At 60.4% G+C, this 17,574-nt stretch carries 12 protein-coding genes; 7 read left to right on the forward strand and 5 right to left on the reverse strand.

Annotated features, from left to right (window positions below; genetic code table 11):
* The first annotated feature begins 42 nt into the window (after nucleotides 1-42).
* The 3 genes from ACQZ5F_RS08300 to ACQZ5F_RS08310 all read left to right on the forward strand — a co-directional run bounded on the left by ACQZ5F_RS08300 (nucleotide 43) and on the right by ACQZ5F_RS08310 (nucleotide 2,642).
* Entirely contained in the window at nucleotides 43-1,341 is a 1,299-nt protein-coding gene (locus ACQZ5F_RS08300; protein WP_046798952.1) for an Hsp70 family protein, read from the forward strand.
* A 43-nt stretch (nucleotides 1,342-1,384) separates the two neighbouring features.
* Nucleotides 1,385-2,299, forward strand: a complete 915-nt coding sequence (locus ACQZ5F_RS08305) for a uracil-DNA glycosylase (RefSeq protein ID WP_448730559.1) — start codon at nucleotides 1,385-1,387, stop codon at nucleotides 2,297-2,299.
* Nucleotides 2,300-2,450: 151 nt separating this feature from the next.
* Complete coding sequence (locus ACQZ5F_RS08310) at nucleotides 2,451-2,642, forward strand: hypothetical protein (protein ID WP_003509784.1); 192 nt, start codon at nucleotides 2,451-2,453, stop codon at nucleotides 2,640-2,642.
* Between the two features lie 415 nt (nucleotides 2,643-3,057).
* Here the strand turns inward: ACQZ5F_RS08310 and ACQZ5F_RS08315 are convergent, their stop codons facing one another.
* Nucleotides 3,058-3,996 (reverse strand): DMT family transporter, encoded by a 939-nt coding sequence (locus ACQZ5F_RS08315; protein WP_046798686.1) that lies wholly within the window; start codon nucleotides 3,994-3,996, stop codon nucleotides 3,058-3,060.
* 549 nt (nucleotides 3,997-4,545) lie between these two features.
* Between ACQZ5F_RS08315 and pepN the strand changes: the two genes are divergently transcribed.
* The 3 genes from pepN (at nucleotide 4,546) to ACQZ5F_RS08330 (ending at nucleotide 10,225) form a co-directional block, all read left to right on the forward strand.
* Nucleotides 4,546-7,194 (forward strand): aminopeptidase N, encoded by a 2,649-nt coding sequence (gene pepN, locus ACQZ5F_RS08320; protein WP_448730558.1) that lies wholly within the window; start codon nucleotides 4,546-4,548, stop codon nucleotides 7,192-7,194.
* Nucleotides 7,195-7,329: 135 nt separating this feature from the next.
* Nucleotides 7,330-7,650 (forward strand): carboxymuconolactone decarboxylase family protein, encoded by a 321-nt coding sequence (locus ACQZ5F_RS08325; RefSeq protein WP_225340063.1) that lies wholly within the window; start codon nucleotides 7,330-7,332, stop codon nucleotides 7,648-7,650.
* A gap of 238 nt (nucleotides 7,651-7,888) precedes the next feature.
* Complete coding sequence (locus ACQZ5F_RS08330) at nucleotides 7,889-10,225, forward strand: PAS domain-containing sensor histidine kinase (protein WP_052817646.1); 2,337 nt, start codon at nucleotides 7,889-7,891, stop codon at nucleotides 10,223-10,225.
* A gap of 192 nt (nucleotides 10,226-10,417) precedes the next feature.
* Here ACQZ5F_RS08330 and ACQZ5F_RS08335 read toward each other — a convergent pair whose 3' ends face one another.
* Nucleotides 10,418-13,387: a bifunctional [glutamine synthetase] adenylyltransferase/[glutamine synthetase]-adenylyl-L-tyrosine phosphorylase gene (locus ACQZ5F_RS08335; protein ID WP_448730557.1), complete on the reverse strand. Its 2,970-nt coding sequence runs from the start codon at nucleotides 13,385-13,387 to the stop codon at nucleotides 10,418-10,420.
* 321 nt (nucleotides 13,388-13,708) lie between these two features.
* On the opposite strand from ACQZ5F_RS08335, the gene ACQZ5F_RS08340 reads away from it, so the two are divergent.
* Complete coding sequence (locus tag ACQZ5F_RS08340) at nucleotides 13,709-14,572, forward strand: MipA/OmpV family protein (RefSeq protein WP_046798681.1); 864 nt, start codon at nucleotides 13,709-13,711, stop codon at nucleotides 14,570-14,572.
* A 94-nt stretch (nucleotides 14,573-14,666) separates the two neighbouring features.
* On the opposite strand, the gene ACQZ5F_RS08345 is transcribed toward ACQZ5F_RS08340, so the two are convergent.
* From ACQZ5F_RS08345 to ACQZ5F_RS08355, 3 genes are all read right to left on the reverse strand, one after another.
* A complete protein-coding gene (locus ACQZ5F_RS08345; protein WP_448730556.1) occupies nucleotides 14,667-15,092 on the reverse strand; it encodes a thiol-disulfide oxidoreductase DCC family protein in 426 nt (141 codons plus the stop codon).
* A 226-nt stretch (nucleotides 15,093-15,318) separates the two neighbouring features.
* Nucleotides 15,319-16,728 carry a sensor histidine kinase gene (locus ACQZ5F_RS08350; RefSeq protein ID WP_225245314.1) on the reverse strand — a complete coding sequence of 470 codons (1,410 nt, stop codon included), beginning with the start codon at nucleotides 16,726-16,728 and terminating at the stop codon, nucleotides 15,319-15,321.
* A 9-nt stretch (nucleotides 16,729-16,737) separates the two neighbouring features.
* Complete coding sequence (locus ACQZ5F_RS08355; protein ID WP_035218197.1) at nucleotides 16,738-17,496, reverse strand: response regulator transcription factor; 759 nt, start codon at nucleotides 17,494-17,496, stop codon at nucleotides 16,738-16,740.
* Nucleotides 17,497-17,574 lie beyond the last annotated feature (78 nt).

Consider the following 17,574-nt stretch of genomic DNA (forward strand, 5'->3'; position numbering starts at 1 on the left):
AAGGGCCGGGCGAATATTTCTTTCGGCGACAAGGATATGGCGATGACGCAAAAGCGGGCACTTGGCCTCGATTTCGGCACGACCAACACGGTCATGGCTCTTTCCAACGGCGATGGCGACAGCCGTTCCATGCGTTTCACCAGCAACGCCGGCACGGATGACAGCATGCGCACGGCGCTCTCCTTCATGAAGGATGCCGGCCTCGGTGCTGCGGCGCTGCATGTGGAAGCGGGCCATGCCGCCATCCGGCAATTCATCGACAATGCGGGCGATTGCCGATTCCTGCAGTCGATCAAGACCTTTGCGGCGTCGCCGCTGTTTCAGGGCACGCTGATCTTCGCCAAGCGCCAGAGCTTCGAGGATCTGATGGAGGTGTTCCTGCGCAAGCTGAAAACCTATGCGGGTGATGAATGGCCGGGCGACGTCTCAACCGTCATCGCCGGCCGGCCGGTGCGTTTCGCCGGCAGCAATCCGGACGAGGCACTGGCGCTTGCCCGTTACAACGAGGCGCTGACGCGCGCCGGTTTTCCGGAAATCCACTATGTCTATGAGCCGGTGGCTGCGGCTTATTATTTCGCCCAGAGCCTGAAAAAGGACGCCAACGTGCTGGTGGCGGATTTCGGCGGCGGCACCACCGACTATTCACTGATCCGTTTCGAGACCCATGCCGGCAAGCTTTCCGCCACCCCAATCGGCCATTCGGGCGTCGGCGTGGCGGGTGACCATTTCGACTTCCGGATGATCGACAATCTGGTCTCGCCTGAGATCGGCAAAGGCAGCAAGTTCAAGAGCTTCGACAAGGTGCTGGATGTGCCCTCGGGTTATTACGTGAATTTCGGCCGCTGGAACCAGCTGTCGATCTTCAAGACCTCGAAGGAATTCACCGCGCTCAAATCGCTGGTGCGTTCGGCGCTGGAACCGGAAAAGCTCGAACTCTTCATCGATCTCGTCGACCATGATGAGGGTTACCCGCTCTATCAGGCGATCTCCGCCACCAAGATGGCGCTTTCTTCGGCGGAAGAAGCGGAATTCAACTTCACGCCGCTCGGCAAGGCCGGGCGCAAGATGGTGAAACGCAGCGACTTCAACGGCTGGATCGCCGACGACCTCGCCAAGATCGAAGGCGCACTGGACGAGGTGCTGGAAAAAACGCAAGTGGCGCCTGATGCCATCGACAAGGTGTTCCTGACCGGCGGCACCTCCTTCGTGCCGGCGGTGCGGGAGCTTTTCACCCGCCGTTTCGATGCCGACCGGATCGAAAGCGGCGGCGAACTGCTATCGATTGCCCATGGTCTGGCCATGATCGGCGAAAGCGGTGACATTCAGCGCTGGACAGCGTGATTTACGGGTTCCCCGGGCGGGGAACATGGGATAATTTCCAACCATGATCGCCGCCCACGACCTTTCCCCGGCCGAACTTGCCGCCCTCCTGCATTTCCATGCGGATGCGGGTGTCGACTGGCTGCTGGAAGACCAGCCGCTCGACCGTTTCGCCGAATTTGCCGCCGCCCGTCCTGCCCGGCCGATGCAGGGACAGGAGACCGGCGCAGCCGCGCGCCAGTCCGGCCAGCAGCCGATGGAACGCGCCGGCGACGCCCCCCATCAACAGCCCCCGCAGCAACAGCCGAAACGCCAGACGCCGGCGCGTGCCACGCCAGCAGCCCCCGCGGTTCAGCAGAATGTTGCCATGCCGGACGAACAGGCCGTGGCGGCAGCGCGTTTTGCGGCTGAAAGCGCAAGGTCGCTCACCGAGCTGAAAACCGCGCTTGAAGGGTTCAGCGGCTGTAATCTCAAGAACAGCGCGCGCAGCACAATCTTCACCGAAGGCGACCCCTCATCCGCCATCATGGTCATCGGCCCCATGCCGGATGCCGATGACGACCGCGAAGGCCTGCCCTTCGCCGGCAAGACCGGGCTTTTGCTTGACCGTATGCTTTCGGCAATCGGCCTTGAACGCGGCACCATCATGCTCGGCAATGTCGTGCCCTGGCGGCCACCCGGCAACCGCCCGCCGACCCAGGCGGAAATGGATATATGCCGCCCCTTCATCGAGCGTCAGATAGCGCTGGCGGAGCCGAAACACCTGTTGCTTCTTGGCAACTTCACCGCACGTTTCTTCTTCGGCGGCACCGGAACGATCCATACGCTGCGCGGGCAGTGGCGTGATGTCGCAGCCGGACATCTTGTTTTGCCGGCGCTGGCCAGCCTGCATCCGCAGGAACTTTTGAACGCTCCGGCCTCCAAGTCATTGGCATGGCAGGATTTATTGGCGTTTCAGGCCAAGGTTACTCAGGGCTGATTGCCTTATTATTGCTCAGTGTAAACGAATTATGAAAAAAGCCATGCGCAATTCGCATAACAGCGACGCATTTGGCCAGCTTGCCGAATCCATGCTGCGCTGCGATATACCACAGTGTCTTGGGAGGAATTCGGTTTAAGGAACCAAGGCAATGACCACTCGCTTCCGTCCGGTACATTCCGGCTTTGAAACGCTCCGTCTGGCGGGCCTCGGCCCACGCTCCAGTCAGGGCTACCATCGTTTCGGCGCTGCCGCTAACGAACAGATGACCGCACGCGCTGCCATGCAGCAGGTCCGCGTGACGCGTCCTTCGGCTGTCTTTGCGGATTTCCGCGAGCGCTGAGAGCATTCAGGCCAGTATAAAGCTGGTCCACATATATGATTGCGCGCTGGCGTCTTTCTTCGGGAAGGCGCCTTTTGCTTTTGCGCGTTTTTCAAAAGAGTCGGACAAGTTCCAGAGGGTTTTCGCGGCATGGTGACAGGCATTACCCGTCCCTTCAGCCGCTTCCACATTCAGCTGCCCTCTCACCCCCCGCAGGCACTCCGAGCTTCCACCTCGTCATTCCGGCCTTGAGCCGGAATCCAGCCGACGTGCGTCTGCGCGGCGAAAAGAGCCCTTCCAGCCCAAGGACTTGGGCTGACTGGATTCCGGCTCAAGGCCGGAATGACGGAAGTGGAAGCATTTTTTTGAGTCCGGCGGACGAAACTGCCGCTCGATACACTATGAAAAAGAGACCATTTGTGAAGGTGATGTTCCCTCACCCCTGCGGCGTCGAAGCCTTGCGCGCCGCCCGTCTCGCCAGCCCCAATTGATGTTCGCGGAAAATGATGAAGATGCCGGCGAGGATAACGATCGCCGTGCCGATCAGCATGGTGAGCGTGGGGATATCTCCGAACAGGACGTAGGAAACCGCGATCCCGAAGACGATGGAGCTATATTCGAAGGGTGCGATGACCGAGACTTCGGCATGGCGGTAGCTCTCCGTCAGGAAGATCTGCGCAACGCCGCCGCAGATGCCGCTGGTGATCAACAGCATGGCCTGCGTCATGCTCAGCGCGCTCCAGCCAAAGGGCACGCTGACCAGCGACAGCAGGGTGGCGGTGAGTGAAAAATAGAGCACGATGGTCGGCGTTTTTTCGGTATCGACCAATTGCCGCACCTGGATCATCGCAAGGCCGCCCAGCGCCGCGCCGAACAGCACGGCAATCGCCCCCAGCCCTTCACCGGCGGCAAAGCCGCCTTCCCGCAGAAGCGTCATCTTGGGCCATAAAATCACCAGCACGCCCATCATGCCGACAAAAACCGCGCTCCAGCGATAAACGCGCACCTTCTCATGCAGGATGAAGGCGGCAAAGACGACGGCCAGAAGCGGCGACGCATAACCGATGGCGATGAATTCCGGCAGCGGCAGCATGGTCAGCCCGTAAAAACCGCATGCCATGGACAGAATGCCGAGAAAACCGCGCTTGAAATGACCAAGAAGATTATTGGTGTGCAGCGCGCTTGTCAGCGCATGCAGCCAGGCGAGATAAACGACAATCGGGATGATGGCGAAAGCGGAGCGGAAGAAGGTGATCTGACCGGCCGGCACATCCGGACCGGCGGCCTTGATACAGGTCTGCATGACAAGAAAAAAGCCAACCGAAACCAGCTTCATGCTGATCCCGCGGAAGGGATTGGTCGGTTCGGCGTTCATTGGCAGTTACTCATATCGGCTGCGCAAACACGCCATCTGGGGATTTTTCATGCGGGGAGGACGACGCAGGGGAATTGGATTTGCGCAAGGCTAGAACATTCCTTCCGGCCTTTACATCAAAAAATGTTATTCACCCATGAATTCGGTTGATCTCGTTCTGGATTGCTAAGGGCTTTCGCTTCCGCATGCCGGCCCTGAGCCACGGCTGTCCGGTTTAAACCGAGACAGCAATCCGGAGCGAAAAATGCACCTCTTCCGTCATTCCGGCCTTGAGCCGGAATGACAGTGGCGGGAATCAGACCAAAAGCGACATGCGCTAAAATTTGAAGAAAATAAAATATAATTTCAGCAATCGTTCAACATTTGCTGCGATGGTCGATGGGTCCGGCAGCGGGGGAGGATCGTCTGCATGGCCGGTAAAGCCTTTATGGCGGGACAGAATGTCCTCCGATGCGCACATGAACGTGACGAATACTCCACCTATTTTACATCCCGGCCTTATGACGACATGATGGCGGGAAGACCACGCTAAGTTATTCAGGAACAGTCATGCGAACAGACACGGGCCAGATCGTTCACCTGGCAGATTACCGCCCCACCGATTTCGTTCTGGAGCGGGTGGATCTCACCTTCGAACTCGACCCCAAGAATACCAAGGTCGAAGCCCGTCTGATCTTTCACCGACGCGAAGGCGTCGATCCACAGGCACCGCTGGTTCTCGATGGTGACGAGCTGACGCTTTCGGGCCTGCTGCTCGATCAGGTCGAGATCCCCGCCAGTCAATATGACGCTACGCCCGACAGCCTGACCATCCGTGATCTGCCGGCCGAGACGCCCTTCGAGATTTGCGTCACCAATTACATCAATCCGCAGGTCAATACGCAGCTGATGGGGCTTTATCGCACCAATGGCGTTTATTGCACCCAATGCGAGGCGGAAGGTTTCCGCCGCATCACCTATTTCCCCGACCGCCCGGATGTTCTGGCGCCCTATACGGTGACGATCATCGCGGCGAAGGAAGGCAATCCGCTGCTGCTGTCGAACGGCAATTTCCTCGGCGGCGGCAATTACGATGAAGGCCGGCACTTTGCCGCCTGGTTCGATCCGCACCCGAAACCCAGCTATCTCTTCGCGCTTGTCGCCGGCGATCTCGGCGTGGTGGAAGACACGTTTACCACCGTCTCCGGTCGTGAAGTGGCGCTGAAAATCTATGTCGAGCACGGCAAGGAGCCGCGTGCGGCCTACGCCATGGACGCGCTGAAGCGTTCAATGAAATGGGACGAAGAGCGTTTCGGCCGCGAATACGACCTCGATATCTTCATGATCGTCGCCGTATCCGATTTCAACATGGGGGCGATGGAGAACAAGGGTCTCAACGTCTTCAACGACAAATTCGTGCTGGCCGACCCGGAAACCGCTTCCGACGCTGATTACGCCAATATCGAGCGCATCATAGCGCATGAATATTTCCACAACTGGACCGGCAACCGCATCACCTGCCGCGACTGGTTCCAGCTGTGCCTGAAGGAAGGCCTGACGGTCTATCGCGATCAGGAATTTTCCGCCGACATGCGCTCGCGCCCGGTCAAGCGCATTGCCGATGTGCGTCATCTGAAATCGGAGCAGTTTCCGGAGGATTCCGGTCCGCTGGCACATCCGCCGCGCCCCGATACCTATCGTGAAATCAACAATTTCTACACGACGACCGTTTATGAAAAGGGCGCCGAAGTCACCCGCATGATCGCCACGATCCTTGGTGCTGATGATTTCAAGAAGGGCATGGACCTTTATTTCGAACGCCATGACGGCGAAGCGGCGACGGTTGAGGATTTCGTCAAGAGCTTTGCCGATGCCAGCGGCCGCGATCTTTCGCAGTTTTCGCTGTGGTATACCGAGGCGGGCACGCCGCTGGTCTCCGTCTCCTCCGCTTATGATGCCGGCAAGGCCACTTTCAGTTTGACGCTGGAACAGACCGTGGCGCCGACACCCGGCCAGCCGGTAAAACAGCCAAGGCACATTCCGCTGTCGCTGGCGCTGATCCTCGACAACGGTCAGATCGCCGAGCCACAGGCAGTCGCCGGCGGCGAATATCGGGATGGCGTGCTGCACCTGACCGAGCGCAACCAGACCTTCTCCTTCTCCGGCATTTCGTCGCGGCCGGTGCTGTCGATCAATCGCAGCTTCTCGGCGCCGGTCAATCTGCATTTCGAGCAGAATGCCGCCGATCTGGTGCAGATCGCCCGGCACGAGACGGATATGTTTGCCCGTTTTCAGGCGCTGACCGATCTTGCCCTGCCGGCGCTGATTGCCGCCACCAAAGCCGTGCAGAATGGCGGCGAGGTGCGCACGGACGCCGAACTCATCGCAACGCTCATTGAAATCGTCGGCGATTCCTCGCTCGAGCCCGCTTTCCGCGCACAGGCACTGGCGCTGCCCAGCGAAACGGATATCGCCCGCGAACTGGGTGGCAATACCGATCCGGACGCCATTCACAAGGCGCGCAACGCCACCATAAAGGCGATAGCAACGGCCGGACTTGAAACGCTGCGGCAGCTTGCCGACGGTGCGGGCGGCAGCGAAGCCTACAGCCCGGATGCCGACAGCGCCGGACGCCGCTCGCTGCGCAATGGCGCGTTGACCTTTCTCGCTTTTGCCGAGGGAACCCCGGAACGCGCCGCGAAAGCCTATGCCGACGCCACCAATATGACCGATCTTGCCCATGCACTCAGCGTGCTGACGCAACGTTTCCCTGACAGCGCCGAGACGAAAGAAGCGCTGGCCGCCTTCGAAACGCGTTTCGCCGACAATGCGCTTGTTCTCGACAAGTGGTTTTCGCTGCAGGCCGCCATTCCCGGTGATGGGGCGCTCGAGCGCATCAAGGCACTGATGAAATCGAAACATTTCATCGCCACCAATCCGAACCGGGTGCGTTCGCTGGTCGGCACGCTCGCCTTTGCCAACCCCACCGGCTTCCACCGCGCAGACGGCGCAGCCTATCGGTTCCTGGCGGAACAGATCATCGCCATCGACAAGCGCAACCCGCAGCTTGCCGCGCGCATTCTCACCTCCATGCGTTCTTGGCGGTCTCTGGAGGCAAGCCGCGCCGAACATGCCCGGGCGGCACTGTCGACGATTGCCGACGCCAAGGGCCTGTCCACGGATGTGAGCGACATTGTCGGGCGTATCCTAAAGGGCTAACCTCAAGCTTCCGCTTTGCCACCATTTCGAACATGCCGATACGCCGTCTTGATATCCATCAAGGCGGCGTATCGCATTGCGCAACATGATGGTCACAAGGGGCCAAACCGGCCCGGCAGCAGAAAGGAATTGCAGATGACCGACATGTCCAAGGCCAGCGCTTCGTTTCAGCGCTTCATGACTGATGCTCCCGCCCACAGTGCGGCATGGCTTCAGGCCGTGCAGAAACTTGGTGTGGCATCCACGCTTGATGTGAAGACCCAGAGCCTGATCTATATCGGCATTCTGGCCGCCCTGCGCCTTGAAAGCGGCATCGCCTTTCATGTCATGGAAGCGAAGGCGCGTGGCGCAAGCCGTGAGGATATCATCAGCGCGGTGCTGGCTGGTCTGCCTGCTGCAGGAAACGGCGTCGTCAGCGCGCTCCACCCTGCTCTCGACGCCTTCGACGGCGTCTGAAACACGCTTCCACCCGCGCTCACCGACAGCCGGCACTACACTGCCGGCTCACTGATTTCGCTCATTATTCCCGGGTTTGGCAGAGCGGAAACAAACCGTCCCGAAAAAATACGGAGTCGGTTCAAGGGGTTAAAATTCTTTTAACTTTTGCCTCTGGACAGGGCGAATCGCATTTGATTCACTAGCCATATTCGAGCGGCGACGCTTCGAATCATGGGGACATCACAAAGGCGGGACAATGACGAACGTGCGGCGGGCGACTGCGGGCGATGAGCGGCCGTATGCCAAATTTTCTGATCTTGCGGCCTGGGGCGAGAAGCTCTCCAGCGACCTGATGGGTTTGATGAATGGCTCCGACCGCCCGGCGCCGCAGGTCGAAACCCTGCTGAAGCGGCTCATCCCCATTCTCATCCTTGCCTTTCTGGTCGTCGTTGCAGCCTCGCGCATGCTCGGCATCGTCGCGGAATATAGCCGCATGGAAGAGGCCGCCCGCCATTCCACGGCGCTGACGGCGCTGACCGCCAAGGCAGCACTTATCAACAACGGCACCGTCTTTCCCGCACAGGACCGGGCCCGCGCGGAAGCAAGCCTCGTTTCGGCGCTGCCATCGGGCAGCCTTGCCGATGGCACCATGGTGCTTCTGTCAGGCAGCAATGGCCGGATTTTTGCCGGCGCCGGCAAGGAGGCGATGCTCTATATCGGTACGTCGCTTCCCGCTTTGCTTCCCGAAATCGCCATTGTGCAGCGTTTTCCCGGCGCACCCGGCACCATCGAGACCAATATAGACGGCCAGCAGCATTATGCGACGATGATCCCCTTCGGCGACGACGGCGCGATGGTCATCGCGGCGCGTTCGCTGCAACCGATACGCTCCTTCTGGCGCAGCGAAATCGCCATGAACGTCACGCTGTTTGCCGGCATTTCCTCGATCCTGCTCGTCGTGCTCTACGCCTATTACATGCAGGTGAAGCGCGCCCGCGATGCTGACGACATCTTCGCTGAATCCAATCTGCGGGTGGAAACGGCGCTGTCGCGCGGCCGCTGCGGATTGTGGGATTTCGATCTTTCCTCGCGCCGCATGTTCTGGTCCGGTTCGCTTTATGAAATTCTTGGGCTTCCGCCAAAGGCCGCACCGCTTTCCTTCTCCGACGCGGCCCGGATGATGCATTCCGAAGACGGCAACCTCTATGAATTGGCCCGCGCCGTCGGTTGCGGCAATCTGCGCCAGATCGACCAGATTTTCCGCATGCGCCACGCCAAGGGCCATTATGTCTGGCTGCGCGCCCGCGCCCAGGTCATCCGCACCAATAACGGCCCGCGCGTCATCGGCATCGCCATGGACGTCACCGAACAGCACCGTCTCGCCCAACGTTACGCCGAGGCCGACCAGCGCCTTGCCGACGCCATCGAATCGACCTCCGAGGCCTTCGTCCTGTGGGACAAAAATGACCGTCTGGTGATGTGCAACACCCACTATCAGAAAGCCTATGGCCTGCCTGACAGCGTGCTGGTGGCCGGCACCGAAAAAAGCACCGTGCATGCGGCCGCGGCCCGCCCCGTGGTGGAGCGTCGCGTTGCCGATGCCGACCAGTCCGGTCTGTCGCGCACCACGGAAGTGCAACTGGCCGACGAGCGCTGGCTGCAGATCAACGAGCGCCGCACCCATGATGGCGGCCTCGTCTCCGTCGGCACCGATATCACGCTGCTCAAGCGCCATCAGGAACGGCTGCGCGATTCCGAGCGCCGGCTGATGGCGACCATCGGCGACCTCTCCGCTTCACAGCACAAGCTGGAGCGGCAGAAGACGGAACTTTCCGACGCCAATGCCAATTACCTCGCCGAAAAAGAGCGTGCCCAGGCTGCTAACCGGGCGAAATCCGAATTCCTCGCCAATATGAGCCATGAGCTGCGCACGCCGCTCAACGCCATTCTCGGCTTTTCCGAAATCCTGCAAAACGAGATGTTCGGGCCGGTCGGTTCGCCGAAATATTCCGAATACGCCCGCGATATCCATGATAGCGGCAAGCACCTGCTCAACGTCATCAACGATATTCTCGACATGTCGAAGATCGAGGCAGGCCATATGCGCATCAACCGCGAGACCATCGATCTCGCACCGCTGATCGAGGAAACGCTGCGTCTGACCGCCATTCAGGCCGAACAGAAGAACATCACCGTGCAACAGAAGGTCTGTGCGGGCCTCACCATGCAGGGCGACCGCCGCGCCATGAAGCAGATCATGCTCAACCTGCTGTCAAACGCCGTGAAATTCACCGGCGATGGCGGCCGCATCGCGCTGCGCACCCATGTGCATGAGGCCGCCATGATCCTCACCATCGCCGATACCGGCATTGGCATTCCCACCCAGGCCTTGGAAAAGATCGGTCAGCCCTTTGAACAGGTGCAGAGCCAATATGCCAAGAGCCAGGGCGGCTCAGGCCTCGGGCTCGCCATCTCCCGCTCGCTCGTGAAGCTGCATGGCGGGACGATGAAGATACGGTCCTGTGAGGGCCGCGGCACGGTGGTGACGATCATTATTCCGCATACGGCGGGGCATTGCGGGACGGTGCATTGAGTATTGGCAGTCCGGGCTTACCCCCCTCTGCCCTGCCGGGCATCTCCCCCTCAAGGGGGGAGATCGATATGCGGCACTCTTCAACCCAACTCTAACGTTGCGAATGAGCGAGCGCTGTCTCCCAGCCGATCTCCCTCCTTGAGGGGGAGACGCCCGGCAGGGCAGAGGGGGGTAAAGCCACACCCGCCAACCCTAACCCCCATTCTTCACCGTCCCCACAAAAACCTTCCTCACCGCTTTCGCCAGCCGCTTCACCTCGCCCTCAAGCGTTGCAATATCCGGGCAATCCCCCGCCCGGCACACAAGATCGATCAATCCGGCCGGCGCTTCCTTCGGATTGAAGGCGCCGTCGATGCATAGCCGCACAATCTGCGAGATTTCGGTATAGAGCCCGATCGCCGCCATGCAGTCATCGAATGCCTGAGGCTCCATGACGGGCGCGGCCAGCACCTGCAGCGCCTCGGCCGTGTTGCGGCCCGGTTCATGCGGGGCAAGGCCCTTTACGGGGCCGACCAGCGCCAGATATTGGGTGATGAATTCCAGATCGACCAAACCGCCATTGATAAGCTTGAAGTCCCAGATGTTCTCCGGTGGCTTCTCCTGCTCGATGAGGTTTCGCATCTCCAGCACATCGGCGGAAACCTTGGCCACGTCGCGCTTCTGCGAAAGGATGGAGGCGATTATACGGCGCGCATCTTCCATCAGCGAGGCTTCGCCGCAGATCAGCCGGGCGCGGGAAAGCGCCATATGCTCCCAGGTCCAGGCTTCCTCGCGCTGATATTTCTCGAAAGCGGAAATGCGCGTCGCCACCGGCCCCTTGTTGCCGGAGGGACGCAGCCGCATATCCACCTCGTAAAGCACGCCTTCCGCCGTTGGCGCGGAAAGCGCCGCGATCAGCCTCTGGGTGACGCGGGTGAAATACCGCACCACATCGAGCGGTTTTGCGCCGGTGGATTCAAGGGCGGTATCGTCATAATCATAAAGCAGGATGAGATCGACATCCGAACCGGCGGTGAGTTCGAAGGAGCCGAGTTTGCCCATGCCCATGACGGCGACACGCCCGCCGGGATAAGGCCCATGCGCCGCTTCCATTTCCGCCAGCACGGCATTCAGCGCTGCCTCTATCACCAGATCGGCGAGATGGGTGAAAGCGCGGGCGGCGACCTCACCAAGGATCGCGCCGGTCAGAAGCCGAACGCCGATCAGGAACCGCTGTTCGGCGGCGAAGATGCGCAGCCGGTCGAGAATATCCTCGTAATGGCGGGCATTGGATAGGAAATTGCCCATGCGGTGGGCAAGATATTCGCGCGTCGGCACGTCGCTCATCAGCGCCGGGTCCAGCATGCCGTCAAAGACATGCGGGCGGGCGGCGATGATTTCAGCCAGACGCGGGGCCGAAGACATGATCGTTACCAGGAGCGACAGAAGCGCCGGGTTGTTGCCGAGCAGTGAAAACAGCTGGATGCCGGCCGGCAGGCCGGAGAGGAAATTGTCGAAGCGCAGCAGCGCCTCGTCCGCTCGCTTGCTTTCACCGAAGGCGCGCAGCAGGTCCGGCGTCAGCTCCGTCAGCCGTTCGCGCGCCTCCACCGATTGCGTCGCCCGGTAGCGGCCATTGTGCCAGGTGCGGATGACGCGGGAAATATCCTCCGGCCGCATGAAGCCCAGCGTAGAGAGCGTCTTTAACGTATCGGGATCATCCTTCTGGCCGGTAAAGACCAGATTGCCGGCCTCGCCCGACAGTTTCACCTCCTGCTCGAACAGCGCCGAATAACGGCGCTCCACCAGCCGCAGCACCTCTTCCAGCTTTTCCGAAAAAGCCTTGGTATCGGCAAAACCCAGCATGAAGGCGATGCGCTTCAATTCCGTTTCAGTATCCGGCAGCACATGGGTCTGCTCGTCGCGCACCATCTGGATGCGATGCTCGACCTCACGCAGGAACCAGTAGGCCTCCGTCAGGCTGTCACGTGTTTCGGCATCGATCCATTTCGCCTCCGTCAGCGCTGCAAGCGCCTCCTCCGTCGCCCGCACCCGCAGCGGTGGCATACGGCCGCCGGCGATGAGCTGCTGCGTCTGCGCGAAGAACTCGATCTCGCGGATGCCGCCGCGCCCGAGCTTGACGTTATGGCCCTTCACCGCAATGGCGCCATGGCCCTTATGCGCGTGGATCTGCCGCTTGATGGAATGGATATCGGCAATCGCCGCATAATCGAGGTACTTGCGGAAAATGAAAGGGGTCAGTTCACGCAGGAAGTTCTCACCCGCCTTGATGTCTCCGGCCACCGGTCGCGCCTTGATGTAGGCCGCGCGCTCCCAGTTCTGGCCCCTGCCCTCGTAATAAAGCAGCGCGGCTTCCACCGGGATGGCGAGCGGCGTCGAGCCAGGGTCGGGACGCAGCCTGAGATCGGTGCGGAAAACATATCCATCGGCCGTGCGCTCCTGCATGATGCGCACGAGACGGCGCATCATGCGGCCGAAATTCTCCGTTGCATCGTAAGGGTCGTCCATGATGCCCGCCGAGGGTTCGAAGAACACCACGGCGTCGATATCCGAGGAATAGTTGAGTTCGCGCGCACCGAGCTTGCCCATGCCGAGCACGATGAGGCCGGAACCTTCGCTCGGTGCGGCAATGGTCTTCAGCTTCAGCTTGCCGCTCTCATGGGCGGAAAGCAGCAGGTGATCGATGGCGGCGGAAAGCGATGCATCCGCCATCTCGCTCAGCCAGCGCGTCGTATCGCGGGCGGTGAAGATGCGCGCAAGATCGGCAAGCGCCGCAACGAAGGAAAGCCGCCGCTTGGCAACCCTCAGCCGCGACATCACCTCATTTTCGACGGGTACGCCGCCCTCTTGCCCGGGCTTCCAGCAATCGCGCGCGTCACGGACGAGATCGGTGAGCAACGGCGCCAGCGGCTTCGAAATCGCCAGTGTCAGCAGTCCCTCATCCGCCGCCGCCATGTCGCGCAAATAAGGCGACAGGGTGAAAGCCGCAGCGATAAAATCCTTCAGCGGGCTTTCGTCCGCCAGCAGCGCGGCCACCGCCGGTTCAACCTTGCCGATGTCCTTCAGCGTCGAAAGAACGGATTTCAGCTCCGTCTGCGTATAGGGGCGGATCACGCCCGGCAGAACCTCGCTCAGCCGCCTTTCGGCGTTTTGGGGTTTCGTCACTGTCTCTCTCCCTCTTGCCGCTTTCGCATCCGCACTCTTCTGCCTGCAGCATTTTCAGGGACGGGCCGCTCCCCGCAAACCGTCCTGCCGCCGTCCTCTGCCGAAGCGTTCGGACGCATAGACTTGGCGTTGTAACAAATGCGCGGCGCTTTGCGATGAGGAAAACCGTTTTTGGCGATGTTTTACGCGGCCGCGTCGCGGTTTTTCACTCCGAAGCGCAAGTACCCACAACACGTAATGTCTCCGCAATTGTGCCCACGTAGCGTCATCCTCAACGAAACCCGACTCCCCGGTTTTCTAACGCTAGATGCTGCAACGGATATGATGATGAGACAGATTTTTACGGTGAAATGGCAAAAGAACCTGCGTGCGATGGCGTTATGCCTGGCAACGCTGCCCTTGGCGCAGGCCGTCTGCACACCGGTTCTTGCCGCCGATATCGGCAAATCGGACAGGCTGGGCGATCCGCAAGGCAATTTCGACAATGCCCGCTACAGCAATTCCAGCGACTGGAAAATCACGCTCGGCGTCGGTGCGGCTTACGCCCCCAAATATGAAGGTTCCGACAAGCTGGAAGCAGGTGCCGTTCCGCTGGTTTCCGTGCAATATGGCGATACGCTGAGCATCGATTTCAGCGGCGCCACCGTCAACCTCCTGAACCAGAACGGTTTCAGACTGGGTATCAAGGGCGGCTGGGAAGCCGGGCGCAAGGAGAAGGACGACAAGAAGAACCTGCGTGGGCTGGGTGACATCAAGGCCGGCGGTGTGGTCGGCGGCGTCATCGCCTACGGCATGGACCCCTTCGAAATCTATGCCAAGGTGGACAAGACCATCGGCGGCAGCGAAGGCCTGACCGCCACCATCGGCGCCAGCGTCTCACACAAGGTCGACCAGTTCATCCTCGGCGCAGACCTCTCCGCCACCTGGGCGGACGACAACCACATGAAATCCTATTTCGGCGTCACCTCAGCCCAATCCGCCCGCTCCGGTTTGCGTCGCTATGACGCCAAAGCCGGCTTCAAGCGCATCGACGCCAGCGCCTCGGTCTCCTACATGATGACGGAGAACTGGACGATCACCGGAACCGGCGGCGTCGGCTTCCTCTTGGGCGACGCAAAAGACAGCCCGGTGGTGAAAAAGGACATACAGCCGTTTGCGATGGTGGGCGTGGCTTATACGTTCTAAGTTGGGGCGACCCATCTAAGAGCGTGCGCGACCATATCCGCAACATGGTCGCGCATCGGTCCCTACGTCGAGCGCCCACCTGCCCTCAACGCGGTCAAAGGATCCTGTCCCTGTATTCCGGCGGCGCTACCCAGCATCGCTCACGTTTTCCAAACCAACGATAGCGATTACGTGCGACGAAGCGATAAATGGGATCGCGTAAGAATGCGGGGATGACGCGAACTATCGCAGCAAGCCGCCACGGCATGCCAAGCGCCTCATAGATGCTCAGCACCGCGTCGCTGTCCTGCCGCACCCTGTCGCCTTCGACGACCAGCATGCTTGCCGGATTGGTGGGGTCCATGCCGTGACGCCGATAGATTTCCGCACCGACATATCCCTGCATCGACGCCAGCCGGAAGTACCCTGCCTTATCATGCCGCAGCACAAATTGCGCATTCACGGAACACAGCACACATTCGGCATCGAACAGAATGATCGGGCCATGCCGGTCGCCGGCTGCGGGAGTGGTGTCTGCCATCTGTGGCCAAGTCCTTTTGTCGATCGCCATCAGACCGACGCATAAAGTGCAGCAATCATCCCTATGAATATTCTTCCGATCATCTTTCAATTCAATCTCGGGCGACAGCTATTTTTCGACCGGGAAAGAATATCTGCGCAAATTTCGGTGACCCGCCGAACCGTTATCCGCGCTGACACAAGGCAACGTCATCGCTTGCAATGACGAGATCGTCCGACGGCTCAGCCTATGGCTTTGAAACGGGAAACACCATCGAAACGGTCAGTCCCGGGCAGGCGGTATTCGACGCATCGGTGTCCGATAGCAGCAGCGAACCGCCATGCAGTTCCATCACGGCCTCCACCAGTGAGAGGCCGAGGCCAGTGCCCGGTTTGGAACGGCTTTCATCCAGCCGCACGAAACGTTTCAGCACCTCGCCGCGCTTGTCGGCGGGAATGCCGGGGCCACTATCGGCGACGGAAAGCACGATTGCTTCTTCTTCTCTCGCCAGACGAACGACGAGCTTTTTGTCGCCTTCGCTTTCGCAGGCATATTTCATGGCGTTGTCGATGAGGTTCGATAGTGCCTGGCCGATCAGTTCGCGGTTGCCCTGCACGGTAAGTCCGGGCTCTATCTGGGTTTCCAGCACAAGGCCGGCATCCTCGGCCACCGGCTCGTAAAGCTCGGCGCTGTCTGCGGCGATTGCCGAGACGTCCACATCGGTCATTTCGGCGGCGATCGAACCGGCCTCGACTCGGGAGATCATCAACAGCGCATTGAAGGTGCGGATGAGCTGATCGGACTCGGCGATGATGCCCTCAAGCGCTGAACGCCTTTTGGTCTCGTCATCGTCGTCAAGTGCTGCGGCGGCCTTGTTGCGGAGCCGGGTCAGCGGTGTCTTCAGGTCGTGGGCAATATTGTCGGAGACCTGCCGCAAACCCTCGTTCAGTTTTTCGATGCGGCCGAGCATGGCGTTGAGCGAGCCGGACAGTCGGTCGAACTCATCTCCCGAGCGGCCTTGCGGCAGGCGCTGGGAAAGATCGCCGGCCATGATCTTCTTGGTGGCCGCCGACATGCGGTCGATGCGTTTCAGCGCATTGCGGCCGATGCCGAACCAGATGAGCAGCGCACCGCCACTCATGATCGCAAGCGCCACCATCAGCGCATTGCGCACCAGCGCCCGGAACTTGGTCGGCTCGCCAAGGTCGCGGCCGATCAGGATGCGCAGGCCATTGTCCAGCAGGAATATATTGGCGGTGGCGAGATGCTGCACGCTGTCGCCGCTTTCGGAATAACGCTCATAACGGAAGGGGAAACCTGTCCAGCCTTCCTTGTCGAAGACACCAGGCTGCACGGAGGCAACGTTACCGGCAAGGATTTCACCATTCGGACCGGCAATGACATAAAGGCTCGCGCCCGGCTGACGCGCGCGCCGCTCCATCATCCTGAGCAGCGGGTTGATGCCGCCGCGATTATAGATGCGCTGCACATCCGAGACTTCCTGCAACACCGCATCACGCGTCTGCTGGTTCAGCAGTTTTTCGGAAAGCGCGGTGACGTAGAAGACCAGAAAGGCGGCGCAGAGCGCGAATAAAAGGATATAGAGCGCCGAGAGGCGCACCGCGGTCGACCGGAACAATATTCTGAGGCGGGCCATTTTCGCCAATCAGCCCTCGTCCTTCATCATGTAACCGGCACCGCGAATGGTCTTCAGCAGCGGCTTCTCGAAGTCCTTCTCAATCTTCGAGCGCAGGCGGGAGACATGCACGTCGATGACATTGGTCTGCGGATCGAAGTGATAATCCCAGACGTTTTCGAGAAGCATGGTGCGGGTGACGACCTGACCGGCATTCTTCATCAGATATTCCAGCAGGCGGAATTCGCGCGGCTGCAGCAGGATTTCCTTGCCGCCGCGACGGACATCATGCGACAGGCGGTCAAGTTCGAGATCACCGACCCGGTAGACCATGTCCTGCTCGGGCTTGCCCTTGCGGCGGCCCAGCACCTCGATACGGGCGAGCAATTCGGAAAAGGCGTAGGGTTTCGGCAGATAATCGTCGCCGCCGGCGCGCAGGCCGGTGACGCGGTCATCCACCTGCCCCAGCGCGGAGAGGATTAGAACCGGCGTCTCGATGCCGCGGCGGCGCAGCTCGCTGATGACGGAAAGCCCGTCGCGGCGCGGCAGCATGCGGTCGATCACCATGACGTCGTAGGCGTTCTCGCAACCCATGAACAGGCCGCTCTCACCGTCGCTCGCGTGGTCGGCAACGATCCCGGCTTCGCGGAACGCCTTGGTCATATAGGCCGCAGCCTCTAGGTCGTCTTCAATGACAAGAATCTTCATGTGCGGGACAATAGCGCCCTCGCCCTTTTCCGCACAACCGGAAAGAGATGCGACAGACATTTCCTGAACCTTGTTTTCCATGAGATTTCCTCCGCGATACTGCCTGGACCGGCGTTGCGGGTCCTTTCTTCTCCACGTCGGGGAGAAGGTGGCCCGAAG

This window comes from Agrobacterium sp. 22-210-1, from assembly GCF_053522525.1.

Coding starts and splice junctions, on each gene's coding strand:
- ACQZ5F_RS08355 (WP_035218197.1), bottom strand. CDS start 17,496: ATGGAAAACAAGGTTCAGGAAATGTCTGTCGCATCTCTTTCCGGTTGT.
- ACQZ5F_RS08350 (WP_225245314.1), bottom strand. CDS start 16,728: ATGGCCCGCCTCAGAATATTGTTCCGGTCGACCGCGGTGCGCCTCTCG.
- ACQZ5F_RS08315 (WP_046798686.1), bottom strand. CDS start 3,996: ATGAACGCCGAACCGACCAATCCCTTCCGCGGGATCAGCATGAAGCTG.
- ACQZ5F_RS08300 (WP_046798952.1), top strand. CDS start 43: ATGACGCAAAAGCGGGCACTTGGCCTCGATTTCGGCACGACCAACACG.
- ACQZ5F_RS08325 (WP_225340063.1), top strand. CDS start 7,330: ATGACCGACATGTCCAAGGCCAGCGCTTCGTTTCAGCGCTTCATGACT.
- pepN (WP_448730558.1), top strand. CDS start 4,546: ATGCGAACAGACACGGGCCAGATCGTTCACCTGGCAGATTACCGCCCC.
- ACQZ5F_RS08340 (WP_046798681.1), top strand. CDS start 13,709: ATGATGATGAGACAGATTTTTACGGTGAAATGGCAAAAGAACCTGCGT.
- ACQZ5F_RS08310 (WP_003509784.1), top strand. CDS start 2,451: ATGACCACTCGCTTCCGTCCGGTACATTCCGGCTTTGAAACGCTCCGT.
- ACQZ5F_RS08330 (WP_052817646.1), top strand. CDS start 7,889: ATGACGAACGTGCGGCGGGCGACTGCGGGCGATGAGCGGCCGTATGCC.
- ACQZ5F_RS08305 (WP_448730559.1), top strand. CDS start 1,385: ATGATCGCCGCCCACGACCTTTCCCCGGCCGAACTTGCCGCCCTCCTG.
- ACQZ5F_RS08345 (WP_448730556.1), bottom strand. CDS start 15,092: ATGGCAGACACCACTCCCGCAGCCGGCGACCGGCATGGCCCGATCATT.